This window comes from Corynebacterium sp. HMSC08F01, from assembly GCF_001807545.1.
Classification (GTDB): Bacteria; Actinomycetota; Actinomycetes; order Mycobacteriales; family Mycobacteriaceae; genus Corynebacterium; species Corynebacterium coyleae.
This window is the reverse complement of sequence record NZ_KV789312.1, coordinates 75,222-99,249: the sequence shown is the minus strand read 5'-3', so window position 1 is coordinate 99,249 and position 24,028 is coordinate 75,222. Positions and strand designations below refer to the sequence as shown.

22 protein-coding genes are annotated in these 24,028 nt (G+C 60.5%); 11 read left to right on the top strand and 11 right to left on the bottom strand.

Annotated elements, in window-relative coordinates; translation table 11 throughout:
• Positions 1 to 738: 738 nt before the first annotated feature.
• The gene (locus HMPREF3171_RS11660; protein WP_083292001.1) at positions 739 to 1,833 is read right to left on the bottom strand and encodes a LysR family transcriptional regulator; all 1,095 of its coding nucleotides are present in this window, start codon (positions 1,831 to 1,833) and stop codon (positions 739 to 741) included.
• On the opposite strand from HMPREF3171_RS11660, the gene HMPREF3171_RS06510 reads away from it, so the two are divergent.
• The 4 genes from HMPREF3171_RS06510 (at position 1,783) to HMPREF3171_RS06495 (ending at position 6,647) form a co-directional block, all read left to right on the top strand.
• Positions 1,783 to 4,089, top strand: coding sequence for a penicillin acylase family protein (locus HMPREF3171_RS06510; RefSeq protein WP_070483753.1), 2,307 nt, complete (start codon positions 1,783 to 1,785; stop codon positions 4,087 to 4,089). The genes HMPREF3171_RS11660 and HMPREF3171_RS06510 overlap by 51 nt on opposite strands.
• Positions 4,090 to 4,098: 9 nt before the next feature.
• Positions 4,099 to 4,803 carry a DUF5058 family protein gene (locus HMPREF3171_RS06505; RefSeq protein WP_070483751.1) on the top strand — a complete coding sequence of 235 codons (705 nt, stop codon included), beginning with the start codon at positions 4,099 to 4,101 and terminating at the stop codon, positions 4,801 to 4,803.
• A gap of 16 nt (positions 4,804 to 4,819) precedes the next feature.
• Positions 4,820 to 5,551 carry a hypothetical protein gene (locus tag HMPREF3171_RS06500; protein WP_070483748.1) on the top strand — a complete coding sequence of 244 codons (732 nt, stop codon included), beginning with the start codon at positions 4,820 to 4,822 and terminating at the stop codon, positions 5,549 to 5,551.
• Between the two features lie 130 nt (positions 5,552 to 5,681).
• Positions 5,682 to 6,647: an asparaginase gene (locus HMPREF3171_RS06495; protein WP_070483746.1), complete on the top strand. Its 966-nt coding sequence runs from the start codon at positions 5,682 to 5,684 to the stop codon at positions 6,645 to 6,647.
• A 244-nt stretch (positions 6,648 to 6,891) separates the two neighbouring features.
• Here the strand turns inward: HMPREF3171_RS06495 and HMPREF3171_RS06490 are convergent, their stop codons facing one another.
• Together HMPREF3171_RS06490 and HMPREF3171_RS06485 are read right to left on the bottom strand one after the other, a co-directional pair.
• Positions 6,892 to 7,536, bottom strand: a complete 645-nt coding sequence (locus tag HMPREF3171_RS06490) for a DUF3239 domain-containing protein (RefSeq protein WP_070483743.1) — start codon at positions 7,534 to 7,536, stop codon at positions 6,892 to 6,894.
• Between the two features lie 10 nt (positions 7,537 to 7,546).
• On the bottom strand, positions 7,547 to 9,187 hold the full coding sequence (locus HMPREF3171_RS06485) for a DNA repair helicase XPB (RefSeq protein WP_070483742.1): 1,641 nt from the start codon (positions 9,185 to 9,187) through the stop codon (positions 7,547 to 7,549).
• Positions 9,188 to 9,230: 43 nt separating this feature from the next.
• Between HMPREF3171_RS06485 and HMPREF3171_RS06480 the strand changes: the two genes are divergently transcribed.
• Positions 9,231 to 9,473: a type II toxin-antitoxin system ParD family antitoxin gene (locus tag HMPREF3171_RS06480; RefSeq protein ID WP_070451679.1), complete on the top strand. Its 243-nt coding sequence runs from the start codon at positions 9,231 to 9,233 to the stop codon at positions 9,471 to 9,473.
• Here HMPREF3171_RS06480 and HMPREF3171_RS11905 read toward each other — a convergent pair.
• The 3 genes from HMPREF3171_RS11905 to HMPREF3171_RS06470 all read right to left on the bottom strand — a co-directional run bounded on the left by HMPREF3171_RS11905 (position 9,470) and on the right by HMPREF3171_RS06470 (position 12,126).
• Positions 9,470 to 9,643, bottom strand: coding sequence for a hypothetical protein (locus tag HMPREF3171_RS11905; RefSeq protein WP_210385601.1), 174 nt, complete (start codon positions 9,641 to 9,643; stop codon positions 9,470 to 9,472). The two genes, HMPREF3171_RS06480 and HMPREF3171_RS11905, sit on opposite strands and share 4 nt — an antisense overlap.
• Positions 9,644 to 10,063: 420 nt before the next feature.
• Positions 10,064 to 11,248 (bottom strand): ABC transporter permease, encoded by a 1,185-nt coding sequence (locus HMPREF3171_RS06475; protein WP_070483740.1) that lies wholly within the window; start codon positions 11,246 to 11,248, stop codon positions 10,064 to 10,066.
• Complete coding sequence (locus HMPREF3171_RS06470; RefSeq protein WP_070483738.1) at positions 11,248 to 12,126, bottom strand: ABC transporter ATP-binding protein; 879 nt, start codon at positions 12,124 to 12,126, stop codon at positions 11,248 to 11,250. Before HMPREF3171_RS06470 ends, HMPREF3171_RS06475 begins: the two co-directional genes overlap by 1 nt.
• Positions 12,127 to 12,182: 56 nt before the next feature.
• On the opposite strand from HMPREF3171_RS06470, the gene HMPREF3171_RS06465 reads away from it, so the two are divergent.
• The gene (locus tag HMPREF3171_RS06465) at positions 12,183 to 14,999 is read left to right on the top strand and encodes an FAD-binding and (Fe-S)-binding domain-containing protein (RefSeq protein WP_070483736.1); all 2,817 of its coding nucleotides are present in this window, start codon (positions 12,183 to 12,185) and stop codon (positions 14,997 to 14,999) included.
• Here the strand turns inward: HMPREF3171_RS06465 and HMPREF3171_RS06460 are convergent.
• The gene (locus HMPREF3171_RS06460; protein ID WP_070483734.1) at positions 14,996 to 17,029 is read right to left on the bottom strand and encodes a helicase-associated domain-containing protein; all 2,034 of its coding nucleotides are present in this window, start codon (positions 17,027 to 17,029) and stop codon (positions 14,996 to 14,998) included. The genes HMPREF3171_RS06465 and HMPREF3171_RS06460 overlap by 4 nt on opposite strands.
• Positions 17,030 to 17,082: 53 nt before the next feature.
• On the opposite strand from HMPREF3171_RS06460, the gene HMPREF3171_RS06455 reads away from it, so the two are divergent.
• Positions 17,083 to 17,277: a hypothetical protein gene (locus HMPREF3171_RS06455; RefSeq protein ID WP_092101852.1), complete on the top strand. Its 195-nt coding sequence runs from the start codon at positions 17,083 to 17,085 to the stop codon at positions 17,275 to 17,277.
• Positions 17,278 to 17,394: 117 nt separating this feature from the next.
• Here the strand turns inward: HMPREF3171_RS06455 and HMPREF3171_RS06450 are convergent, their stop codons facing one another.
• Positions 17,395 to 18,126 carry a resuscitation-promoting factor Rpf1 domain-containing protein gene (locus tag HMPREF3171_RS06450; RefSeq protein WP_070421467.1) on the bottom strand — a complete coding sequence of 244 codons (732 nt, stop codon included), beginning with the start codon at positions 18,124 to 18,126 and terminating at the stop codon, positions 17,395 to 17,397.
• Positions 18,127 to 18,410: 284 nt separating this feature from the next.
• On the opposite strand from HMPREF3171_RS06450, the gene HMPREF3171_RS06445 reads away from it, so the two are divergent.
• A complete protein-coding gene (locus tag HMPREF3171_RS06445) occupies positions 18,411 to 18,794 on the top strand; it encodes a cold-shock protein (RefSeq protein ID WP_070421466.1) in 384 nt (127 codons plus the stop codon).
• Here HMPREF3171_RS06445 and HMPREF3171_RS06440 read toward each other — a convergent pair whose 3' ends face one another.
• Together HMPREF3171_RS06440 and HMPREF3171_RS06435 are read right to left on the bottom strand one after the other, a co-directional pair.
• Complete coding sequence (locus HMPREF3171_RS06440; RefSeq protein WP_070421465.1) at positions 18,795 to 19,292, bottom strand: DUF2771 family protein; 498 nt, start codon at positions 19,290 to 19,292, stop codon at positions 18,795 to 18,797. It abuts the gene before it with no gap.
• Positions 19,293 to 19,307: 15 nt separating this feature from the next.
• Entirely contained in the window at positions 19,308 to 20,105 is a 798-nt protein-coding gene (locus tag HMPREF3171_RS06435) for a glutaminyl-peptide cyclotransferase (protein WP_070483732.1), read from the bottom strand.
• Between the two features lie 39 nt (positions 20,106 to 20,144).
• Between HMPREF3171_RS06435 and HMPREF3171_RS06430 the strand changes: the two genes are divergently transcribed.
• The 3 genes from HMPREF3171_RS06430 to HMPREF3171_RS06420 all read left to right on the top strand — a co-directional run bounded on the left by HMPREF3171_RS06430 (position 20,145) and on the right by HMPREF3171_RS06420 (position 23,157).
• Entirely contained in the window at positions 20,145 to 20,819 is a 675-nt protein-coding gene (locus tag HMPREF3171_RS06430; RefSeq protein WP_083291998.1) for a DUF3027 domain-containing protein, read from the top strand.
• A 91-nt stretch (positions 20,820 to 20,910) separates the two neighbouring features.
• Positions 20,911 to 22,356, top strand: a complete 1,446-nt coding sequence (locus HMPREF3171_RS06425) for an NCS2 family permease (RefSeq protein ID WP_070483728.1) — start codon at positions 20,911 to 20,913, stop codon at positions 22,354 to 22,356.
• Entirely contained in the window at positions 22,357 to 23,157 is an 801-nt protein-coding gene (locus HMPREF3171_RS06420; RefSeq protein WP_070421461.1) for a TrmH family RNA methyltransferase, read from the top strand.
• Between the two features lie 31 nt (positions 23,158 to 23,188).
• On the opposite strand, the gene HMPREF3171_RS06415 is transcribed toward HMPREF3171_RS06420, so the two are convergent.
• Positions 23,189 to 24,028, bottom strand: a complete 840-nt coding sequence (locus HMPREF3171_RS06415; protein ID WP_070483726.1) for a DUF6928 family protein — start codon at positions 24,026 to 24,028, stop codon at positions 23,189 to 23,191.

Below are 24,028 nucleotides of genomic sequence, written 5' to 3'. Positions count from 1 at the left end.
GTAGGTTACCGCCGACCCAACAACTTCACAACACTAAAACACCCAGGACCAACCGCATGGTTGCTCCTGGGTGTTTTTCACGCATACCCACCCCTCTTATTAGTTGGTGCACACCCACCAGCCCGCAACGCGGAATTTGCCCTTGTCGCATCGGCCCAGTTCCTGACCGTGTCGAAATAGTTGGTGAGTCCCCACTAGTCCGCAACGCGGAGAACAAAGGTCCGCAATCAGATCGCTGGCACCGGAATCGTTGGTGCACACGAACTAGTCCGCAACGCGGAGCCGGAGTATCCGCAACTTGGTTGCCGGCACCGGAATCGTTGGTGACCACCCACTTGTCCGCAATGCAGATTCGCAGTGTCTGCAATGCGGGTGAGGGGTCAGCGGGCGCCACTATGCCCCTGCATAGTCATGGGCATTTATTGACGTATCGGCGACGAGGTTGACTGCATCAGAATCGTTGGTGTTTACCAACTTGTCCGCAACGCGGAGTTTGTCCTTGTCGCATCAGCCCAGTTTTTGACCGTGCTCTTAAAGAGGTATCCCAGCAACCATGTCGAAATAGTTGGTGTATCCCCACTTGTCCGCAATGCGGAGTACGTTTGTCGGCAATGTGGAGAAATTTTCATGTGGCCAAAGGCAGTCGAGTAGTTCTACAACCTGTCTGTAGTAAGCTGCACGACGCTCTCCGGCAAATGCGAACGTCGGCACGTCTGCGGGGCGCTTTTTGTAATTTTGTCATGATTCGAAAGCGTCATTTTCGGGGGTGATTCCAGCTGCTCCGGGTGCGTTTTTTAACCAGAAGGCTAAGCGATTTGCGATAGATCGTAGTTCTTCGTCGGCCTCATGCCGTGTATCCCAGGATGCGAAAAGGGGGCAGGTAATTGGTTCGCCATTTGCGCGCGCGGTTTTTGCTGCTAACCCTAGAGCGGGTAATTCGGTAACTATGGCGTAGCCGTATCCATTTGCGGCGAGGCTTTGTGCAACTACCCCCGTGGTTACATAACGTTTTCGAACCTCGCTATTCAGTGTGTTGTATTTAGAGAATACGGCGTGGGGCACGCCGGTTCTTGGGAGTATCCATTCTTCGTCTTTGAAATTTTCTAGATCGATGAAGTGGTGTTCTTTCGATACTTTTTGTATAGCAATATCTGGCGCTTGGACCCTGATATTTAGGCTAGCAACCTCCATTGAACAACGATCTGGGGGAGGTCTCAGAGTCGTGATGGCCAGGTCGGCTCCAGTCTCAAGTCGCTTGTCCGCTTCAGTGGCGTCAACGATTACTAGGTCGATGATTGGGGGGTTTACATCGGCAATGAACGGGGCGAGGATTGCGTGCGCTGTGGTCTGTGTGCATGCGATTTTGAATACAGATTTTCTTGAATATCTCAGTTTCATGAGAGCTATCGATCTGTCGAGTTCGAGAAGAATTCCTTTAGTAAGTGATACGAACTCTTCCCCGGCTGGCGTGAGAACAGTGCCTGTAGAGCGCCTGTAGAAGACTTGTGTCCCGATTTCTTCTTCGATCGCGCGAATTTGTCTGGAGACAGTTGGCTGCGCCAGTTCTAGAAAGCTGGCTGCCCGACTCATCGACCCTTCGCTAACCACAGTATGGAGGGTCCGAATTTCGCTTAAGTCCAAGGTATGTCCTAGAGGTATGGGGGGTAACGGTTGATAGTTATTCAAAGCATAGCGGCAAGATGTTAGTTTTCTGGGATCCAATTGTGAGCGCAGGCACAAATGGTCAATTGATGTAAGCGAAGGCACTATGAGGAGGGTGTGATGGCTGACTATTTCGAATTGCGTTACCTCGAAGATGAGGTTGAAATTCATGTTGATGAATGGGGCGTTCCACACATTTTCGGCTCAACGAAAAACGATGTCTTTCTAGCGCAAGGCTTCAACGCTGCGCGAGATCGTCTGTTCCAGTTAGATTTTTCCCGAAGAAGAGGGCTCGGACGGCTCGCCGAGGTATTCGGTAGTGATTTCGTGGAATGGGACAGGGCTGCACGTCTTTTTATCTACCGTGGAGATTTTCGTGCTGAGTGGCTTGCCTACGGTAACGATGCGAAAGCTATCGTGACAAGTTTTGTAAATGGGGTGAATGGCTTCATTGATTTGGTGGTGAGTGGTGCTATGCCGCTTCCCCTTGAATTCGAAAAGTTAGGTTACCTACCCGAGAAATGGGCGCCAGAGGATCTACTGAGGCTTCGTTCCCATTCTCTGTCTTTTAATGCCGCGGAAGAGGCAGTACGGGCGCGGTTAGCTCATGAATGGAACCACTCAGTTGCGAGTCTGCGCAAGCTTTTTGAGCCCGCAATAGAGTTTGAAGTTCCTGAGGGGCTAGATTTTTCTGTGTTCGCAGAAGACGTGATGAAAGACTATTGGCTTGGAACTGGGCCTATTGTTCGATCCGAAGATTCCAACTCTGGAATCGGTCGTGTGCAGCAGCCAAGTGATGGTTCAAACAACTGGGTTCTGTCTGGTGATTTGACCTCTACAGGAAGGCCAATTCTTTGTAACGACCCCCACCGCGTTACGTCGAGTATGCCGTCATTGCGGTATATTGCGCACCTATCTTGTAGGGACTTCGATGTAATAGGTGGTGGAGAGCCACTACTCCCGGGGGTTTCTATTGGACACAATGGCAAAGTCGCGTTCGGGCTTACGATTTTCGCCATTGACCAGGAAGATCTCTTTGTCCATGTGCTGAATCCGAATAACCCAGATGAGTATCAATTTGAAGGTGCTTGGCGAAAGTTCTCAGAAGTTACGGAGGAGATTCACTCGTGCGATGGGCCGGAGCAGACGGTCGTTCTCCGTTTCTCAGAGTTTGGTCCAGTTATCTATCATGACCCTGAGAGGCACGTCGCAGTATCACTGGCAGCCGCTTGGCTAGAGCCTGGAGGGGCACCTTATCTCGGTTCTATTGAATACATGCGGGCCGATAATATTGATGAGTTTCTCGAGGCGATGAATCGATGGTGTGCTCCGCCTGAAAACCAGATCGTTGCCGAACCTGGTGGGAGAATCGCCTGGCAACCTGGTGGCATTATTCCCAAGCGGAAGAATTGGAATGGTCTGTTCCCGGTTCCGGGTGATGGTCAGTACGTTTGGGATGGCTTCTATGACAACGATGTTCTGCCTGGGTTCGCGAAAGATAGCGGCTATTTTGCCACTGCGAACCAGTATCTTTTGCCAGAAGAATTCCCACGGGAAGTGCATATCTCCTATGAGTGGTACGACGATGTCCGTTATCGGCGTATCAAAGAGTGGCTAGATGACGCACGAGAGGTCACGATTCGGGAAGCATTTGATTTTCAAACAGATGATTTAAACCTGCATGCACGGGAAACGATCGTCGTACTCAAGCAAGTCGCGCAGTTTCAGGACCATGCACTCGGGAGACTTGTTGACGCATGGGATTTTCGGATGTCGGCTGGGTCGACACAAGCGCATGCATGGGAACTGTTTTTCTGGGAACACTTGGTCCCTACCGTCCTGCGTTCTCAACTTAAGACCTTGGGATACGAGGGCGAGGCTGAGAAGATTCTTGGGATTCTTATTCCGGACCTGGCTGCTGAGAGAGATTCTCGAGTTGCTTTGAGCCTTATGCGGGATTGGGCTGACTCCGACCAAAGGAAGCTTGATCTTGCTGTAGAACATGCACTTATCAGTTTTGACGCCTTTGTCGACATGGACAAGCTTTGCCCCTGGGGTGATGTTCATATGCGCTACGCCGATCACGCGTTTGCTGATTTGCTCATCGAAGCAGGTGTAGAAGAAAAGTTGGTTCGCTCTGGGGAATATGAAGTGCCAGGAAGTGGAGAGACAGTTGGCCTGGCTGGATACGCCAGTACGGGGGATTACAGGCAGATCTATGGCAGCTCATTCAGGGTAGCGATTGACGTTGGGGAATGGGACAACTCAATTGCGCTTAATGGACCAGGGCAAAGCGGAGATCTCTCGTCTGGATACCAGTTTGAACACATGGACAGATGGGTGAAAGGAGAGCCATTTCCTTTGCTGTACTCCAAAGGTCTAATTGAAAAACACCGCCGTCAACTAATTATTTTGAAGCCGCGATAGGAGAGAAAAATGCCCGATTATATTTCGTATGCTCAATCGCCAGCCATGTGGATGTTTTCGCTAGCCGTAATGGCTGTGATTGTTTTTCAGGCAGTCGTGTTCTTTCGCCTAGCCAAGCAAAATGCCCAGGAAGGCCATATTGAGAATAAAGAACTTATGCAGGCAATGAGGGCTGGGGCTATTTCAGCGATTGGACCGTCTGTGGCAGTGGGGATCGTGGCCTTGTCCCTGATTCCTATCTTCGGTACTCCGCCCGTCCTAATGCGTATCGGAATGATTGGATCGGTGCCGTATGAGCTGGCTGCCGCAAATGCTGCAGCTGAATCAATGAATGCACCGATGGGGAGCGAGAACTTTGACGCAGTTGTTTTCGCCACGGTCTTCTTCACAATGGCGTTGGGCGCAGGAGTCTGGATGCTCGAGGTAGTTCTAGCAACTAGTGCGATGGGCAAGATGTCCGAGAAGCTAAGCGAATGGAAGCCATGGGCTATGGCTGCACTAACAGGAGGCGCACTTCTGGGTGCTTTTGCCTTCCTGACTGTCAGTCAGGCCTCTGGCGGATCGAAGAACCTGGCCGTCATGGCGGGCTCCTCCGGTGCAATGGTGATCTTCCTACTGTTGTCGGAGCGATTGAATATGCGTTGGCTCAGAGAGTGGGCGCTTGGTTTTGCAATGATTATTGGCCTAGCAGTTGCATACTTTGTGGCTGCGTAATCGAGGAGCATCTGAAATGAAGACCAAAGCAATGTCTGATGACGTTTACATTAACCGGATTAATTTTTGGGGCAGAATCACAGTTGGGCTCGGGTTGATTCTGGCAATGGCCGCTCCGATCTACCTCTTCACGGTCGAAGGGTTGTTTCCGGGGTGGGGAGTACTCGGCACATGTTTCTTGGCGGTTGCCGTAATTTATGCTGCGAACTGGGTTGTTGAACCTGCAACCTATTTCCCGATGCTGGGAGTGTCAGGCACTTATCAAGCCTGGCTCGTAGGAAATATCTCTAACAAGTTACTTCCCGCGTCTGTGACAGCACAAGCAGCAGTCGATGCTAAGCCAGGTACGAAGAAAGCAGAGCTAACAGCAGTTGCCGCTATTTCTGGTGCTGTTATTGTTCACGTAACAGTGATGATCCTTGCAGTAGCTATTTTCGGCAACTGGATTATTGCAGTTCTTCCTGAGAGTGTTCGCGCAACTTTTGACTACATTCTTCCCGCGATTATTGGTGCAGTCTTTGTGCAATTGGCTGTAGTGGTTAAGTCGATTCCCACGACACTGGTTTCGCTTGTGACTGCAGCCGGAGTCGTATTCGCTTTCGCGCCTGCTTTCCCTGACTGGACGGCATTCTCTCTACCGATTGTTGTACTGAGCTCGGTCGCCGCATCAATGTTCTTCGGTTCTCGTGCTGCGAACAAAGCGCAAGATGGTGGCAAGGAAACTGTCCCCGGAAGAGTTGAGATTTAATCGATCTCGAGAGTCTGCTCGCCTCACAGTCCCAGTGTCTTGATCCTTGACACTGGGATGGGTGAAATTGGGAAAAGAAGAAAGAGAGCGCTTTTCCGATAACAACGCATTTGGTCAATAGGAGACGGATATGGCGTACGTTGCATTGATTGCGACTGGCGGAACGATTGCTTCAACTCGTTCAGAGGATGGAGCTTCCGTCGGGGTGACAGCCGAGATGTTTGATTTAGGGACCGAAAGCAATCTGGAAGTAAGACGGGTCGATGCCATTTCAGAGGGCAGCTACCGCCTCACATTTGAGGACTTGTCAGTGATTGCCGATGTCGTAAACCGATCTCTCAAGGACTCTGATTGCATTGGTGCCGTGATCACGCACGGGACAGACACGATGGAGGAAACTGCTTATTTTCTTGACCTTGTAATTGCGACTGATAAGCCTATCGTGCTTACTGGTGCCCAACGTACTTTCGATACACCGGACTCTGATGGACCACGGAATCTCCAAGATTCTTTGACGGTTGCTGCATCGCCGAGGGCTCGTAATCTCGGAGTTGTGGTGTGTTTTGCAGGAAATGTTTGGAACGCTCGAGGGGTTCGGAAGTGTCACACGATCCAGTCGCAGGCATTCACTGGAACGAAAGTAGGGGAGGTTTACGAGGACGCCTTTACGCTCGTTGCTTTGCCTGAGACGAACGAGACTCTTGATTTTGATGCTGGTAAATTTTCTGAGGGAAACATTCCAATCATTACCTATGGCATTGGAACCGATACAGTCCTATTCGAAGCGGCACGCGCTACAGATCCTACGGCAATAGTTCTTGAAGGCTGTGGTTCTGGCAATGCGGGAATAGGGTTTGCAGAGGCTATTGCTAAAACTGCTGAATCGGATATTCCCGTTATTCTTGCAACACGCGTTGAAGAAGGTCCAGTGATTCCGATGTATGGGAACGGTGGAGGTGTTGACCTGGTCAGAGCAGGGGCAATTACTGCAGGAACCCTAAGCGTTTTTCAGGCCAGGGTGTTGGCCGCAGTCGCCGCAAGTACCGCAGAAAATTTTCAGGCGTTCCGCGAAAGATTTATCCGTTTACGCGGTTGAGATGCTCGGCTAGGGGACTTGGAGTTTTAGACAGAAGCGCGGGTTCCCGTTGACACCGGTGCAAAATGTAGCTCAGCTGGCTGCGTGATTTTACACTCCGCCCAGGTCAGCGAAAGGTATGATGTCACGTTTTACATTTTGGCGCGTCGTGGCGCAGCGAGGCGTGGCGCAGCATGGCGCAGAGCTGGCGGAGCCGCCAGAGCAACCGAAGCAGGCGGTGCCTGAGGGCCCGCAAAGGACAGAACTACAACTCCACGACGGCGTTCTTGGACTGCTCGAGGAGGTCCTTCTTCTTGCGGGCGCGCTCGAGTTTGGACCATTGGTCGCCGGGGACGGCGTTGCGGGCTTCGTCGATGACGGCGACGTCCGGGGTGCCCCAGGCGATCGGCATCGGGGTGACCATCTGCCACATCTTCTTGTTCTGGGCGGAGCGCTGCGCACCGACGGCGGCGACGGGGACCTTGGTGCCCACCTTGTCGGAAGTGTTCGGAATCGGGTGATAGACGCGGGAGGTGATGCCCCAGCGGGGCGGCAGGGAGGGCTCGACGTTCATGTTCACCAGGGCGGTCAGGGTGATGGTGGTGCCGACGCGTTCGGTGATGATGGCTGGGGCCAGCGGGTTGGCGTCGTAAAGTTCTTGCGTCTTGCCCACGCTGCGGGGGATGAGCAGGCCCACGACGAGCATCATCAGGCCGAAGAGGGCGAGGCCGTACGTGCCTAGGGTGTGCCAGGGGGATTCGGGGTCGACGAAGAACCAGACGGCTGCGGCGCCGAGTAAGGAGATCACAAAGAGGGCGACGCCCGAAGCGACGAGGCTGCGGGTGTCGCGGATCATTTCGTTGTGTTGCTTTGCGTACTCTTCGTCGACGTCGAACTTGAAAACCTTCATGGGGAAGAGTTTAGAGGTCGGAGGCGTCGACGAGTCGATACGCGTAGCCCTGCTCGGCGAGGAAGCGCTGGCGGTGGATGGCGTATTCGGCGTCGAGGGTGTCGCGGGCGACAACGGTGTAGAACACGGCCTCTGCGCCGTCGGCCTTAGGGCGCAGCAGCCGGCCCAGGCGCTGCGCTTCTTCTTGGCGGGAGCCGAAGGTGCCGGAAACCTGGATGGCTACGGCGGCTTCGGGCAGGTCGATGGAGAAGTTCGCCACCTTGGACACCACCAGGGTGGAGATAGCCCCGTCGCGGAAGGCTTGGAAGGCTTCTTCGCGTTTTTTGGTGGTGGTTTTTCCGTCGACAAGTGGGGCGTCGATGCGCGCGGCGATCTCTTCGAGTTGGTCGACGTAGGCGCCGATGATCAAGGTCTGCTGGCCCTCATGTTTTGCAAGCAGCTTATCGACGACCCCAAGCTTCGCCTTCGAACACGCCGCCAACCGATAGCGTTCGCGGGTTTCGGCGGTGGCGTAGGTGAGGCGTTCGTCGTCGCCAAGTGTGGTGCGCACTTCGACGCATTCGGCGGTGGCGATGTAGCCGGCCATTTCGAGTTCTTTCCAGGGGGCGTCGTAACGCTTCGGGCCGATGAGTGAGAACACGTCGTCCTCGCGGCCATCCTCGCGCACCAGCGTGGCGGTCAGCCCCAGGCGACGACGGGACTGGAGGTCGGCGGCCATGCGGAAGACGGGGGCGGGCAGGAGGTGGACTTCGTCGTAGATGATGAGGCCCCAGTCGCGGGAGTCGAAAAGTTCGAGCGCGCGGTATTCGCCCTTGGTTTTGCGGGTGACCACCTGGTAGGTGGCGATGGTGACCGGGCGGATCTCCTTCTTCTCCCCGGAGTACTCGCCGATCTCCTCGGGCGTGAGCGTGGTGCGGCGCAGCAGCTCGTCGCGCCATTGGCGGCCCGCGACGGTGTTGGTGACCAGGATCAGTGTGGTGGTCTGCGCCTGCGCCATCGACGCCGCGCCCACAATGGTTTTGCCCGCGCCGCACGGCAACACGACGACGCCGGAGCCGCCCTCCCAGAATGACTCGGCGGCGTACTGCTGGTAGTCGCGCAACTCCCAACCGTCGTGGTTGAGCGCGATCGGGTGAGACTCGCCGTCGACGTAGCCGGCGAGGTCCTCCACAGGCCAGCCGAGTTTGGTCAGTTCCTGTTTGATTTGGCCACGGGCGGAGGGGTGGACGGGGATGGTGGTGTCGTCGATACGCGATGCGACAAGCGGGATGATCTTCTTGGAGCGAGTGACCTCGGTGAGGATTGCCGGGTCGTCGGCCTCGAGGATGAGCCCGTGCGCGGGGTGCTTGACCAGCTTGAGGCGGCCGTAGCGCGCCATGGTCTCCGCAACATCCACGAGCAGCGGCTGCGGGACGGGGAAGCGGGAGAACCGTTCGAGCACGTCAACGGCCTGCTCTGCGTCGAAGCCGGCAGCGCGCGCGTTCCACAACGCGAGCGGGGTGATGCGGTAGGTGTGGATGTGCTCAGGTGCGCGCTCGAGCTCCGCAAACGGGGCGAGCGCAGCACGGGCCTTGGGTGCGTCCGGGTGTGCGACCTCGAGCAGCACAGTCTTGTCCGACTGGACGATGAGCGGGCCGTCGCCGAGAGCCATGCGATCTACTCCTCCTGATAGTAGGCGTTGGTATTCTACGGGCATGGCTGCGAAAAACACATCCGTTGTCCTCGGCGAACGCTACGACAAATTTATCGCCCAACTGCTCGAAGACGGCCGCTACGCCTCCGCCAGCGAAGTCCTGCGCGAAGGCCTGCGGCTAGTGGAGGAGCGAGAGCAGAAGTTTAAGGCACTCAACGATGCTCTGGAAAAAGGGGAGTTGAGCGAGGTTGTCCACGACTTCGACCCCGATGTGTTCATCGCCAAAATGCGCGAAAGGTCCTAACCCCTCCGCAGCACCTGTGACCACTTGGTCACGCTGCCGTTGTTGAGGATCGTGCGCTTGTAAATGCGGGCGGCACCCCACACGACGAGCACAGTGGTGACCGCAGCGAGTGCGAAGGATCCCGCGAGCTGGGTGGTGGTGGCGAGGGAGATGAAGTTGACGGTACCCAACGGTTTGCAGGCAAGGAAGGCCAGCGGGGACTGCAGGAACGGTAAGGACTGTTCCCATGTGTTGCGCCAGACTCTGGCCGACCGCGTAACTAGAAATGCAGTTTAGGCAGATTTCAAACTAGCGGAGATCCTTCGTTATCTCAGAGCCCAGCGCAAACACAATGAGTGCAAGGGAAGCCAACGCGAGCGGGACAAGCTTAGGGGCAGAGTCCGTCACGAGAATGAGAATGGAAGCTAGGGCAAAGACCAAACTTAAAATACTAGTTTTCTTCACATTCCGCCCCAGATCCTCGAAGCCGTACAGTTACCTGGGTCACAGTTTAAATTGTCCTAATTGGGACGGCAATGCTCTTGTGCCATTTTTGTACCTTCGTAGAATCTCCGTTTTCGACAGCTCATCGCCAAAATGCGCGAAAGGTCCTAACCCCTCCGCAGCACCTGTGACCACTTGGTCACGCTGCCGTTGTTGAGGATCGTGCGCTTGTAAATGCGGGCGGCACCCCACACGACGAGCACAGTGGTGACCGCAGCGAGCGTGAAGGAGCCCGCGAGCTGGATGGCGGTGAAGTCGCCAGCTGCGTAGGTCAAGGGCGCGGCGAAGATGGAGAATGGCGGGATCCAGCTCACGACCTGCATGAAGGTTGAGTCGGTGTTGGACCAACCAAACGACGAGATGTACACGCACGCCATCAGCAGGATCAGAATCGGCATCTGGGTGGACTGCAGGTCCTCGGTGCGCTGCACCATCGCGCCGGCGGCGGCGTAGAGGCCGCCGAAAAACAGCATGGACAACAGCCAGGCGACAAGCAGGATGGGGAGGACGGACCAGTCGACTTCGACATCGTCGATAAGACCCGAGACCTTCAGGCCGATGCCGCCGACGGCGAGCAACACTGCGGTGGCGAGGAATCCGAAGATGACGGTGCCCAGCAGTTTGCCGGCGAGGAAGTCCAGCGGGCGAACGGAGGCCAAGATGAGCTCGACGACACGCGACGACTTCTCCTCGGTGACGCGGCTGCCCACCTGGGCGGCAAAAGTGATCACGGTGAACATGACGATGATCAGCGCGAAGAAGGTGGTCAGCAGGCGGGTCAACTGCTCTGCGGTGTCGTCGCCTTCGGTGTCGTTGATGTCCACCGGCACAACGTTGATCTGCGGGGAGGCAGCCTCGTAGTCGGCAGGGCTAATGCCCAGGTTGCTTAAGGTTTCGGCGCGCGCCTGCTGCTGGGAGAGGGCATCGAGGCCGGTGAGGATGGTGGTGGAGGGGGAGCCGTCCGCCAGGACTTCCCAGGTGTCGCCCTCGACGATCAGGGCGGCCTGCACGTCGCCGTCGCGGACTAACTGTTCGGCCTCGGCGCGGTCGGTGGCGGTGCGGGCGTCGTAGCCGGCGTCGTCGAGAAGCTGCTCTGCGATACCCACAGTGGCAACGGCCGGGCCGCCGGCCTCTGCCTCCGCTTCGTCCTTGTTTTTCATCCAGGTGCCGAAGCCGATCATGACCAGCAACATGATCACGAGCGTGACAATGACGCCCTTCTTCAGCAGCAGAATCTGCACCTCGCGCTTCGCGGTGGTGGTGATGGTGTGCATGGGGGAGTAGGTCTTCATTACTTCACAACCTCCTTGAACAGCTCGGCCAGATCCGGCACGACGCGGGTGAACTCGTGGACTGGGCCGGCGGCCATGGCGGCGCGGAGGATGTCCTGGTCGTTGTCGGCGGAAGTGGTTTCGACGATGACGTGGGTGGGGGTGTCGCTAATAAGTGTGGCGCTTGCGGGGATCCAGCCGCGCGCTTGCGTGCCGACGCGGAAGCGCACCGGGCCGCCTGAGCGCAGCTCATCGACGGTGCCTTCGGCGACCATGCGTCCGCGGGTGACGATGCCGATGCGGTCGCAAAGCCGCTGCACTAAATCGAGCTGGTGCGACGAGAAGATCACCGGCACGCCGGCGCGGGCGCGGTCGGTGAGCATCGTGCTCATCACGTCCACGGCGACGGGGTCCAGGCCGGAAAACGGCTCGTCGAGGATGAGCACCTCCGGGTCATGGATCAGGCTGGCGGCCAACTGCACGCGCTGCTGGTTGCCCAGGGAGAGGTCGTCAAGCTTGTCGTTAAGCCGCTCGCCGAGGCCCAACTCCTCGAGCAGTTCGGTTCCGCGCTGCTTTGCGGCCGCGCCGTCCACACCGTGAAGTTTGGCCAGGAAGATCAACTGATCGAGGATCTTTTCCTTGCCGTAGAGGCCGCGCTCTTCGGGCATGTAACCGATGCGGCGACGGGAGTCGTCGTCAAGCGGGCGCCCATCGAGGAGCACCTCGCCAGAATCGGCGGTGAGCACGCCCAACGCGATGCGCATCGTCGTCGATTTTCCGGCGCCGTTGGAACCGACGAAACCGTACATTTCCCCATCGTGGACGGTGAAGTCCATTCCGTCGAGGGCCTGGACGTCGCCGAAGCGTTTGTGAAGGTCCTGAATCTGAAACGTAGTCACCCGACAAAAACTAGCAAAGGATTCGACTTCGCTCAGGGCGGGTTTACCATGAACTCATGACTGCAACCATCTCATCCCCTGCGGCGCATCTGGCCCGCGAACTCGGCGCCGACGAGGCGCTGTCCACGCGCCCGATCGACCGCATCAAGTACGCCCACGACGCATCCCACTTCCTCTACACCCCCGATGTGGTGGTGGAAGCGCGCAACGCGAACGACGTTGCGGCGGCGTTCCGCGCGTCGGCATCCTCCGGCGCCCCAGTGGTGCTGCGCGGCGGCGGTACCTCGCTGTCTGGCCAGGCAGGCGGTGCGGGCATGCTGGTGGACGTGCGTAAGCACTTCCGCGGCGTGGAGGTGCTTGACGGTGGCAAGCGCGTGCGCGTCCAGCCCGGCTCCACGGTGCGCCAGGTCAACGCGCACCTGGCCGCGTTCGGCCGCAAGATCGGCCCGGACCCGGCGTCCGAGGGCGCCGCGACGATGGGTGGCGTGATTGCCAACAACTCCTCCGGCATGGCCTGCGGTACGGAGTTCAACACCTACAACACCATCGAATCCGTCACCTTCGTCCTGCCGTCCGGCACGGTGATCGACACCGCCCACCCGGATGCGGAGGCGCAGTTCGCGCGCCAGGAGCCGGAGCTCGTGGACACGATTGAGAAGCTCAAGCGACGTGTGCGCGACAACAAGGAATCCGTAGACATCATCGAGCGCCACTTCGCGCTCAAGAACACGATGGGCTACAGCCTGAATTCGTTTTTGGATTACGACTCGCCGCTGGACATCTTCATGCACCTGCTGGTCGCATCCGAGGGCACGCTCGCGTTCATCGCGGAGGCCGTGCTGCGCACTATCGAGGTGCCGAAGCTGAAGACAACCACCATTGCGGTGTACCCGACGCTGGACGCCGCGACCCGCTCGCTTCCGGCACTGTTTGAGTCGAAGGCGGCGACGCTGGAGTTGATGGACTCGCGCTCCATCAAGGTTGGCCGCACCTTCGATTCGGTGCCGGAGCAGATCACCGGCTTCGAACTCGGCGGCCAGGCGGCGCTGCTCATCGAGTACCACGCCAACGAGGCTGAGCAGCTGCGCGAATACGAGCAGGCCGGCTCCAAGCTCCTGCGCGAGTTTGACCTGCAGACCCCGGCCGAGTTCAGCACCGACCCCATGGAGGCCGCCAAGGCATGGGCGTTCCGCAAGGGCCTCTACGCCCAGGTCGCGGAGGCTCGCCCGTCCGGCACCACCGCGTTGCTCGAGGACATCGCGGTGCCCGTCGAGGACCTCGCCGACACCTGCGGTGGGCTGCAGCAGCTTTTCGACGAATACCGCTACGACGACGCCGTCATCTTCGGCCACGCCAAGGACGGCAACATCCACTTCCTGATCACCGACCGCTTCGAGGGCGACGAAAACCTCACGCGTTACGACGGCTTCAACGAGGACATGGTCGACCTCGTGCTCGGCGCGGGCGGCAACCTCAAGGCTGAGCACGGCACCGGCCGCGTCATGGCGCCCTACGTGCGCCGCCAGTACGGCGAGGAACTCTACGACGTAATGGTGCAGGTCAAGCGCGCCGCCGACCCGCGCGGGGTGATGAACCCGGGCGTGATCATCACTGACGACGAGCGTGAGCACATGAAGAACTTCAAGCTCAACCCGCAGGTCGAAGACGAGATCGACTCCTGCGTGGAGTGTGGCTACTGCGAGCCGGTGTGCCCCTCGCGCGACCTGACTATGACTCCGCGCCAGCGCATCGTCGTGCGTCGCGCGCGTGCGAAGGCGCTGCAGGAAGGCGACATGGAGCTGGTCAAGCACATCGACGAGGCCTACCAGTACGACGGCATCGACACCTGTGCGGTGGACTCCATGTGTGTCACCGCGTGCCCGGTGGATATTGACACCGGCAAGTTCATCAAGTCGCTGCGCCGCGGCCAGGCCGGTGCCGTGAAGTCCGCTGGTTGGGCGGCCGCCGCGAAGGCGTGGGGCCCGGGCAACACGTTGGCCTCCGCAGCGTTGACCGGTGCGTACGTCATGCCGACGAGCCTGGTGCAGAAGGTTACTGACGTTGCCCGCGCGCTCGTGGGCGAGGACACCGTCCCGCAGTATCGCCCGGAACTCTCCAAGGGTGGCGTGAAGCGCTCCAAGGCATTCGGCACGAAGGTCGGCGCGCCGGGCGCGGAGCCTGTTGGCGTGTTTGTCCCGGCGTGTGTGAACTCCATGTTCGGCCCGCAGGGCGATGGCGTCGGTGCCTCGGAGGCGTTTGCGAAACTCGTCGAGCGCGCCGGTCTGTCCCTCGTCGTTCCGGAGGGTATCGACGGCATGTGCTGCGGCACCCCGTGGACCTCGAAGGGCATGAGCACCGGCCACGACATCATGCAGCGCCGTGTCAACGACCAGCTCATCGCCGCTACCGACGGCGGGCGCCTGCCGGTCGTGGTGGACGCGTCGAGCTGCACGCACGGCTTCCGCGACATGGCTGAAAACATCGGCATCACGGTCATCGACGCCATCGAGTTTGTCGACGAGCACGTGCTCGATCGCCTCACGGTCAACCACAAGGTGCCGTCGGTGACGCTGCACCCGACGTGTTCGGCAACCCACCTGGGTATCGTCGATACGCTGAAGCACGTTGCGGCCGCCGCTGCAGAGGAAGTAAACGTTCCGGCCGAGTGGAACTGCTGCGGCTACGCGGGTGACCGCGGCATGCTGCACCCCGAACTCACCCACGCCGCGACGAAGCGGGAGGCTGCACAGGCCAAGGAGTTCGGCTCGGCGTGCCACGCGTCGTCCAACCGCACCTGCGAGTTGGGCCTGACGGCCGCGACCGGCGCGGACTACGAGCACATCCTGGAAATCCTGGAGCGCGCCAGCCGCTAGGCCAGCACCACTTTTGTCACCCGCGGCAGGGCGATGCGCACGACCCGGTCCTTCGCTTCGTCGAGCGCGTCCACCTGGCCCGCAGTGACACTCAGCGGCAGGACGGTGATCGTCTTGCCACGTCCCTGCTTGTCCACGTAGCCCACCGTGACATGCCTGCGCGCCCGCGCTGCCGCGCGAAGCGTTTCAAACGCATTCCCGCTGCCAGCATCGGTGGTCTCCGCAGAGCGCAGCTTTGCGACGATCGCACGCACCTGATCCGGCGCCACCCTCCGCGACTTCGGAAGCGTCGATGGCGTTGGCGCGACCAGGGCGGGCTCAGGCGCCATGTTGACGGAAACCCCCTGGTCGTCCTCGGCGGTGGGTTGGAGGCCTGCGGTGCGCAGCGCCGTCATGAGCTTTGCCAGCGGCAGGCGCGAGATGGCCACGGTGGGGGCGAGAATGCGCAGGCCTAACTTCTCTGCTGCGGTGGCGATCAGCGCCGGGTCCTCGGAGCGGATGTAGGCGAGTGCTTCGCCGGCGCGGATGGCGCCGTGGGTGCGGGCAGTGTCGTCGATGATGAAGGTGATGGCCTGGGGGACCTCGCCAAGCACGTGGTCGGCCAGCCAGCCGTGGATCTCCGGGGCGGTCAGTCCACTATCCAGGCCACGGCGCACCGACGCCTCCGAGATACGCCACACGCTGGCAAGACCAGGCGACTCCAGATCCGCGATGCGCTCGATGAACCCGGCCATTGCGGGCTCGAGCGGGCCCGGGGCCAGCACCGTCATGTCAGCCTGGGCGATCAACGTGTCCACCGAGGCGGGCACGAGCGTGGTGGTTGCTGCGGCGACGTCCTCGCCGTTGAGCAGCGCGAGTGTTGGCGTCGGCTGTCCATGGTTGGCCAGCGCGCCGACGAACTCGGCCTCCTGCACAACCACAGCGATGAGCTTGTCGGAAAACCCTGCCGACTCCAACGGGGCGTGGAAAAGCAGCCGGTCCATGTCGCCCGCGTGGCGCAGCATGGTGAGGCGGGCGTGGCGAAGCGCTGGGGCGTGGGCGTCGTCGCTAAGCAACTTCGCCCCTGTATCCACGCGCCACGGGGAGGCCACCCAGCCGGCGAGCACGATCGCCCACTGATCGGACAGTGTCGCGTCAAGCCAGGTCAGGGCGTCGCGAGTGGCGGCGAGCACATCCTCATCGTCGACGTTGCCGCGGCCGACAAGACCCGCGGACTCGCCGACGGTGACAAGCAAGCTCGGGTCGAACCCAAGTGCCTTCTCCAGGTTTGCCGCCGCGCGCACGCCGACAGTGCCGTCTTTGTTCAGTACCACCGGGGTATCCATCAGCGTCATGACCAGTTGGCGCATCTGGCGCACCGCGTCGAGGCCCTGGGCGGTTGCGGTTTCGTCGATAGTGGCCTGATCGATCTCTGGTACGGCGTGTGGTGCAAGCGGGAACACGCGCGGCGTTGCGCCACGCATCGCGTCGCGCACCGGGCGGGGCAGGCGCACCGTGGTCTCGTTGACGCGCACAAGCATGCCAAGCGCGAGCAACTTGGCCACCGGCGCATCCGGGTCCGCATCGGGTGCAGCCGCCGCGGTTGTGCCCACCCCGCCGGACGCCGCAAGGGTGTCCAACACCTTGCGCTCACGCGCAGGCAGTGACGCCAGCGCCTCGGTCGCGCCGGGTGGCAGCGTATCGGTCACGCGCCAACCGGGAGGCAGGGCAGTCAGCGTGCCGGGGGCGATACGCAACGCCTCATCCGGACCGAATACGAGCGCCAACTCGCGCAGGTGGTGAGTGGAGCCGAAGCCGGTGGCGTTCACAGGCTCAAGCTCCGCTCCGGCATCCGCGAGCTGCTCGAGCACCGCCAGATCCGCGGCGTTGAGGAGACGCAACGCGCGCGATGCCGACCCGGGAAGGCCGAGCCTGGTTGCGAGTGAGCCCACCGACGGCGGGGCGGGGAAGAAGGCATCCGGGCGTGCCTCGATGAGGGCGTGCAGCGCGTCGTCATCGAGCGAACTCAAGAATTTAGGGAACGTAGACATTGCGGGGGTGAGTTTACGTGCGTTTTTGTCTCCGGCGTGAAAGAATGAGGGGCATGGCTAAAGATGTGAAGAAGATTGGGCGCGCAAACCCCGCATGGCCCGCTAATACCCCAGGTAACCTGCACCCGGTCACCGAGATCACCTCGACGTTAACCGGTGCTTCCAGCCCGTTCGGCGACGACCTGATCCTGCCGATGCCGGCAGAAGAGACGGGCTACGTCCACCCGACGACGCGCATCAACCGCTAAACCAGCGGAACTTAAAAAACCGGCACGGTGCCTGACCGTGCCGGTTTTTGTTGTGCCGTAAAGCAAAACGCCCCGTTCACAACCTGAACGGGGCGGACGATTGCTGTGCGCTATTGCTTAGCGAGCCTGGAAGGACTGCTGCACGGAAGCAACGGTGTTGTTGACCTGGTTGGCAAAGTTAGCGCCGACCAGGTTTGCCACGGCTGCGAAGTCGCCGGAGAGGGCAGCGTCGATCAGCGGCTGGTTTGCAGCGTAGAACGCGCTGTAGTCGTTGCGGTTAGCAACGTAGTTGGACTGCACGGAAGCCGGAACCTGGAAGCCGAATGCCTGGATAGCGTTACGCACCTGTGCGTAAAGGGCATCGACCTGCGGGGACTGTGCGGCCGGAGCCTGGGCCTGTGCTGCCGGCTGAGCCGGAGCGGCCTGCTGTGCCGGTGCCGGTGCTGGCTGCGGGGCCGGCTTGGATACCTGCGCGTCGCGGTTGGTCGGCGCGGAGTTCAGGCCGTAGCGAGCGGAGCAAGCCGGCCATGCGCCCCAACCCTGACCTGCCAGGGTGCGCTCGGCGACAGCGATCTGCTGCTCGCGGGTTGCCAGGTTAGCGGTCGGGGCGAACTCGCCGCCACCGTATGCCAGCCAGGTGCCGTAGGAGAACTGCAGGCCACCGTAGTAGCCGTTGCCGGTGTTGATAGCCCAGTTGCCGCCGGACTCGCACTGTGCGAGCTTGTCCCAGTCGGAATCCGGTGCTGCGGTTGCCTGCGGGGCAACAATGCCAGCCAGTGCAGCTGCTGCTGCAGAACCTGCCAGAGCCTTCTTGCCCATGGAGGTGGTCTTCTTAGAGTGGCGTCCCATTGTTTCGTTTCCTCTCATCGTTGACCGCCAATTTCTCGGGACAGCCTAACGTTGTATAACGATTGTGTCACGTAACGGTGTCGTTTTGGGGCGCAATACTCGAAAAAGCCTCACATTTCCCCAGCTCGAAGGCGCGACATGCAAAATATGTGTTCTGGGTCACACTGGCGTGAACTGCTTGATTTTCGGGCGGAAATAGTAAGGTTTTGATTTTGTTTTACTTACTGGCGGTACATCTGCACGAGTGATACTGCATAAGTGATGCGTTACGGAAGGAGAGCGCCATGCCTGTCGGAAAGGTGAAATGGTACGACGCCGAAAAAGGGTTCGGCTTCGCATCCAACCCGGGAGACGAGGATGTCTTCATCGGTAAGTCCGTGCTGCCTGAGGGAGTTGAGGAGCTGGTCGCAGGCCAGCGCATCGAGTTCGACTTCGCCGCAGGCCGTCGCGGCCCACAGGCGCTGCGCGTGAAGGTGCTGGACACCCCGAAGCGCCGCCCAGTGCACCGCCGTAAGCCGGAGGAGCTGGGAAGCATGCTCGCGGACGTGATGACGCTCATCGAGACCCAGGTCCAGCCTGCTTTGACCAACGGCCGTTACCCGGACCGCAAGGAAGGCCGCCAGGTGGCGGAGATCCTGCGGGCCGTGGCGCGCGAGCTGGATGCGTAATTAGTTAAAGCCCACGGACCAGGTGGCGATGACAGGGGTTTCCTCCCCGTCATCGCCTTTTTTAATGTCCAGGGTGGTTACCTCGGCAACGACGAGCTTCGCGCCCGACTCGGTCGTAGCCGGCACGGTCTCCTCGGTTGCCTCGCCGGAGGTGAAGACGCGCTCGGAGTTGGCCTCCGGGTCGTCGTAAATGAGCAGCAGGCGCCAGCTATTCGACGCAATCTCGTCAGGAACCGTAACCACTACATCACCCTCGCCGCGCTGCATGGTGGGGGCGTCGCCGCCGGCACACTCCTCGTCCAACTCGCACACGGTGTACACGCCGATGTCCTCGCGCTCACCGTTGGCAGCCACCGACACCGTCAGTTCATCGACCGGAGTGGTGGGGCGGGTGCGCTGGTACTCCATGACGGCGTAGACCACGCCGACGAGTGCCAGGACGCCCACGAGGGCGACCACGATGGTTTTCCACTGCTTGCTGCCTGAACGTTGTGCCATGGCGAGAAATCCTAACTAGTCAGCCTGGGTAAAGCGCACCCGGTACATGTCCGGCCAGCGCTTGCCGGCAAGGAAGAACTCGTCAGTGCCCGGGATGTGGGCGATGCCGTTGAGGACGTGGTTCGGGTCGTCGGTGGCGTTATTAGGCAGGGCGGAGGCGTCGATACGTGCGGTGACCTCGCCCGTTTCCGCGTCAATGCGCACGATGTCGGTGGTGGTGAACACGTTGGCGTAGACATCGTTACCGACGCACTCCAACTCGTTGAGGCCCGCCACCGGCTCGCCATCAAGCGTGACGGTGAAGCGTTCGCGCTCCTCGAGCGTTTCCGGATCCATGCGGCGCAGCTCTTCGGTGCCGTCGGAGAAGATCACCTCGTTCGCTTCCGTACGTGAGCACAGCCCCCAGCCTTCGCCCTGATAGGAGGCGCGGCCGATCTCCTCGAGCGTTTCTGCGTTGCGACGAATCGCTGTCCCGTCGAGCCACGTCAACTGCCACAGGGTGTCGTCGATACGCGTAATGCCCTCGCCGAAAAACTGCTGATCCAAATCAACCGACGCGAGCTCATCGCCAGCGATAGTGCGGGTGTACAGGCGCGATTCGCCCTCCTGGCCAGTGCCAATGTAGAGGTTGCCGTCAGCGGTGACCTCGAGGCCCTGCGTGAAACTGGTCTGGTCGAACGGGAGGCGCTCGATCACCTCGGCGCGAAGGTGCTCGACGCTTGGGGTGGACGACTCCGGCGCGCAGCCAGCAAGCAAACCGCCCGAAAGCGCAGCGATAACAGACAGAGCGGACAAAGCTTCACGATGACCCATGGGTTACATCCTGCACTACATCGCGCATAATGGGTAAGCGTGTCACGATCCAGAAAACGCACTCGCTCCCGCAACCCGTTGCTTGGCAACGATGCAATAGCTATTGCGCTCGAGGCGCTTGAAGAAATCGCAGACGGCGACATCGGCGAACACATCGGTGTTACCGGGCTGACCCGCAATGTTGCCACGCACCGCTTCGAAGCCGACGTGCCCGGATACGCCGGGTGGGAATGGAACGCCGTCATCGCCTGCGCGGACGGCTCCAACGTGGTCACCGTCAACGAGGTCGCGCTCGTGCCCTCCCAAGGTGCGCTCGAAGCGCCGGACTGGGTGCCGTACTCCGAGCGGCTGCGCCCCGGCGACCTGGGCCCAGGCGATGTGCTGGAGCTCCTGCCTGACGACGAGCGCGTCACCGACGACTCCTTCGCCCGCGACGCCATTACCTTCCCGGGCCGCGAAACCAAGCACTACCTGACCAAACAAGGACTAGAGGACGCGAAGCACCGCTGGCGCACCGGCGACTACGGGCCAAACAGCGAGTTTGCCGAAAAGGCAGCCCTGTCGTGCCGCACCTGCGCCTTCTATATCCCCATGGCGGAACCGGTGGGGGAGCACTTCGGTGCTTGTACCAACGAGTATTCCGCCGACGGCCATGTCGTTGCGTCTTCCTACGGTTGCGGCGCGCACTCGGACACGGAAGTAGAAAACTCCTAAGTAATTCCAATCACTGGGGCAGCAAAATAGTTGCGTTTGCCCAGGGAGAGTGAAAAGCTAAGCCCCCGTGAGTACGACCACGGGAGCAAAAATGAATAAGGACCAGCCGCAGCCGCGCGGCGGGCTGGACGCCTTCTTCCACATCACAGAGCGCGGATCCACGGTGGGCACCGAAGTGCGTGCCGGGGTAGTGACCTTCTTCGCGATGGCATACATCGTGCTACTCAACCCGCTGATCATCGGCACCAGCCCCGACCGCGAGGGCACCGTGCTGGGCATCCCGCAGGTAGCGGCCGCCACCGCTTTGGCTGCTGGCGTGATGTGTATCTTGTTCGGCCTGGTTGCCAAGTACCCCTTCGGCATCGCCGCCGGCTTGGGTATTAACACGCTCGTCGCCGTGACCATGGTGGGCCAGCAGGGTCTGACCTGGGCGGAAGCGATGGGCCTGGTGGTTATCGACGGCATCATCATCGTGCTGCTGGCCATCTCCGGTTTCCGCACCGCCGTGTTTAACGCTATTCCGGATTCGATGAAGGTGGCTATGAGTGTCGGTATCGGCATGTTCATCGCCACCATCGGCCTTGTAGATGCCGGCTTTGTCCGCCGCATCCCGGATGCCGCCATGACTACCGTTCCGGTCCAGCTGGGCACCGGCGGCTCGATCGCATCCTGGCCGACCTTCGTGTTCATCATCGGCCTGTTCATCTGTGGCTTCATGGTTGTGCGCAACGTGCGTGGTGGCCTGTTCATCGGCATCATCCTGACCACGATTGTTGCCATGATTGTGGAGGCGATCACGGGTTCCGGCTCGTCCGCAGACAACCCGCAGGGGTGGAGCTTGGCCGTGCCGGAGCTGCCGGATTCCTTCGGCGGCATCCCGGATCTGTCCATCGTGGGCAACATCGACCTGTTTGGTGCGTTTATCAACATCGGCGTCATTTCCGCATCCCTGCTGGTGTTCACCCTGGTGCTGGCGAACTTCTTCGACGCCATGGGTACCATGACGGCGCTTGGCCGCCAGGCTGGCCTCGCCGCTGAGGACGGCGTCCTGCCCGACATGAAGCGTGCCCTCGTCGTCGAAGGCTTCGGCGCAGTCGTGGGTGGTGGCGCGTCGGCGTCGTCGAACACGGTGTTCGTGGACTCCTCGGCAGGTATCGCCGACGGCGCTCGTACCGGCCTGGCCAACGTGGTCACCGGTGTGCTGTTCCTGCTCGCAATGTTCTTCACCCCGCTCTACGAGGTCGTGCCCATCGAGGCCGCGGCACCGGTACTCGTTGTCGTCGGTGCGCTCATGATGATGCAGGTCGGCCAGATCAAGTGGAACGACTTCTCGGTCGCGCTGCCGGCATTCTTGACCATCGTCACCATGCCGCTGACCTACTCCATCGCCAACGGCATCGGCGTCGGCTTCATCTCGTTTGCGCTGCTGTCCCTGTTCGCCGGCAAGGCGAAGGACATCCACTGGATCATGTGGCTCATCTCCGCCCTGTTCGTCGTGTACTTCGCGCAGGGCCCGATCATGGCAGCGATTAGCTAAATGCAATTGCGTATCGACGACCCCCTCGACCCCCGTCTCGACGACATCCGCGACCTGAAGCACTCCGACAAGGAGAAAAACCTTGTCTTCGCCGAGGGGCCGCTGGTGGCTGGCCGGCTGGTCGAGTCGCGCTTTCCGGTGCGCGCCGTGTTCGGCTTCGGGGGACGGCTTGAGTCGTTCATGGCCGACTACGGCGAGGAGTTGTCGCGCCGCGGCATCCCGGTGTACGAGATCACCCGCCAGATCATGGGGGAGGTTGCCGGATACGACATGCACCGCGGCCTGTTGGTCTCCGCCGATAAGCCGGAGCCGCTCACCGTTTCCGAGGTGCTCGAAGGGGCGCGCACCTTGGTGATCCTGGAAGGGGTCGGCGACCACGAAAACATCGGGTCCATCTTCCGCAACGCCGCCGGCATGGGGGTCGACGGCGTGCTTTTCGGGGCGGCGACCGCTGACCCGCTCTACCGGCGCAGTGTGCGCGTGTCCATGGGGCACGTGCTGCGCACCCCGTTCGCGCACCTGGAGGGCACCCCGACGACGTGGCAGCGCTCGCTCGCCGAACTTCACGACGACGGCTGGTGGCTCATTTCACTGACCCCCGCTGACGACGCCGTCGAACTTAAAGATGCCATCCAGGGCCACGACAAAGTTGCCTTCCTTGTTGGTGGGGAAGGCCCGGGGCTGACCCCGCACGCCATGCGTGCTACCGACGTGCGCGCCAAGATTCCGATGGCGCCGGGCACCGATTCGCTGAACGTGGCCACCTCGGCCGCGATCGCGTTCTACGAGCGCATGCGCTAACCGGGCTAGCCCGTCTAGCGGGGCGAGCGGGTTAGCGGTCGATGTGGCGGATGCGCTCCTTCAGCGCAGACGCCCACTGCACCGCACGGCGGCGCACACCCCGACCGACACGCTTCGCGGCGGCGACGGACGCGTCCGCCAACTCGGCAAACTCGTCGCCCTCTTGCTTTTCCTGTTCGGCCTCGTAGTCGTCGTAAACTTTATCGCGCTCCGCGAACTTCGCTGCGACCTCGTTGACCGACTTGGTGGCCGGCTTCGGCTCCTCAATCTTCGGCTCAGGCCGGCCGTCAACGGCATAGCCCACCACGTTGATGTCCGGGCCGTTCTGGCCGATCTCCGCACCCAGCCAGGCTTCCTCGGCGGCAAGCGCAAGGTCCTTCGGCTCAAACGGCAGCGCGATCCCGCCTGCTTGTTCCGCCTTCTCGCCCGCCCAGTAGGGGGCCTCAAACGGCTCAGGCAGGCCGATGTCTTCGATAACACTGGTGCGGGTGGCGCAGAAACTGCGCGACACCTTCTCGCCATTGAAGTGGGCGAAGCCGCCAAAGTCGCTATCCGTACCCAGCGCGATAACGAACACGTCCGCCGCCGGAAGCGCGGTGTGCCATTGGGTAGGGGAGGACAACTCAGTGACGTCCACACGCATGCGCACCACCGAAATCCCCGGGAAGCCCGCAATATAAAACTCGTCGCGGCCAGGCACCGACGAGCGGTTCAACGGAAACGACCCAATCGGCGTGATTGGCCACGCCGGATTCACCTGAGCCAGCAGCTTTCGGCCAAACCCGCGGTCGGCCTTCGGCTCACGACGCAACACCTCCGCAGGTTCAGCAGTGTTGACAAACCACAACGTGACAACGGCGTTGAAACTCAT

Bases quoted from the DNA above. Each gene is read 5' to 3' on its own strand.
- HMPREF3171_RS06450 (WP_070421467.1), bottom strand. From the start codon at position 18,126: ATGGGACGCCACTCTAAGAAGACCACCTCCATGGGCAAGAAGGCTCTG.
- HMPREF3171_RS11660 (WP_083292001.1), bottom strand. From the start codon at position 1,833: ATGAATTTCAACCTCATCTTCGAGGTAACGCAATTCGAAATAGTCAGC.
- HMPREF3171_RS06480 (WP_070451679.1), top strand. From the start codon at position 9,231: ATGGCTGCGAAAAACACATCCGTTGTCCTCGGCGAACGCTACGACAAA.
- HMPREF3171_RS06510 (WP_070483753.1), top strand. From the start codon at position 1,783: ATGGCTGACTATTTCGAATTGCGTTACCTCGAAGATGAGGTTGAAATT.
- HMPREF3171_RS06460 (WP_070483734.1), bottom strand. From the start codon at position 17,029: ATGTCTACGTTCCCTAAATTCTTGAGTTCGCTCGATGACGACGCGCTG.
- HMPREF3171_RS06505 (WP_070483751.1), top strand. From the start codon at position 4,099: ATGCCCGATTATATTTCGTATGCTCAATCGCCAGCCATGTGGATGTTT.
- HMPREF3171_RS06415 (WP_070483726.1), bottom strand. From the start codon at position 24,028: ATGAGTTTCAACGCCGTTGTCACGTTGTGGTTTGTCAACACTGCTGAA.
- HMPREF3171_RS06485 (WP_070483742.1), bottom strand. From the start codon at position 9,187: ATGGCTCTCGGCGACGGCCCGCTCATCGTCCAGTCGGACAAGACTGTG.
- HMPREF3171_RS06465 (WP_070483736.1), top strand. From the start codon at position 12,183: ATGACTGCAACCATCTCATCCCCTGCGGCGCATCTGGCCCGCGAACTC.
- HMPREF3171_RS06420 (WP_070421461.1), top strand. From the start codon at position 22,357: ATGCAATTGCGTATCGACGACCCCCTCGACCCCCGTCTCGACGACATC.
- HMPREF3171_RS06445 (WP_070421466.1), top strand. From the start codon at position 18,411: ATGCCTGTCGGAAAGGTGAAATGGTACGACGCCGAAAAAGGGTTCGGC.
- HMPREF3171_RS06490 (WP_070483743.1), bottom strand. From the start codon at position 7,536: ATGAAGGTTTTCAAGTTCGACGTCGACGAAGAGTACGCAAAGCAACAC.
- HMPREF3171_RS06425 (WP_070483728.1), top strand. From the start codon at position 20,911: ATGAATAAGGACCAGCCGCAGCCGCGCGGCGGGCTGGACGCCTTCTTC.
- HMPREF3171_RS06495 (WP_070483746.1), top strand. From the start codon at position 5,682: ATGGCGTACGTTGCATTGATTGCGACTGGCGGAACGATTGCTTCAACT.
- HMPREF3171_RS06435 (WP_070483732.1), bottom strand. From the start codon at position 20,105: ATGGGTCATCGTGAAGCTTTGTCCGCTCTGTCTGTTATCGCTGCGCTT.
- HMPREF3171_RS06475 (WP_070483740.1), bottom strand. From the start codon at position 11,248: ATGAAGACCTACTCCCCCATGCACACCATCACCACCACCGCGAAGCGC.
- HMPREF3171_RS06500 (WP_070483748.1), top strand. From the start codon at position 4,820: ATGAAGACCAAAGCAATGTCTGATGACGTTTACATTAACCGGATTAAT.
- HMPREF3171_RS06440 (WP_070421465.1), bottom strand. From the start codon at position 19,292: ATGGCACAACGTTCAGGCAGCAAGCAGTGGAAAACCATCGTGGTCGCC.
- HMPREF3171_RS06455 (WP_092101852.1), top strand. From the start codon at position 17,083: ATGGCTAAAGATGTGAAGAAGATTGGGCGCGCAAACCCCGCATGGCCC.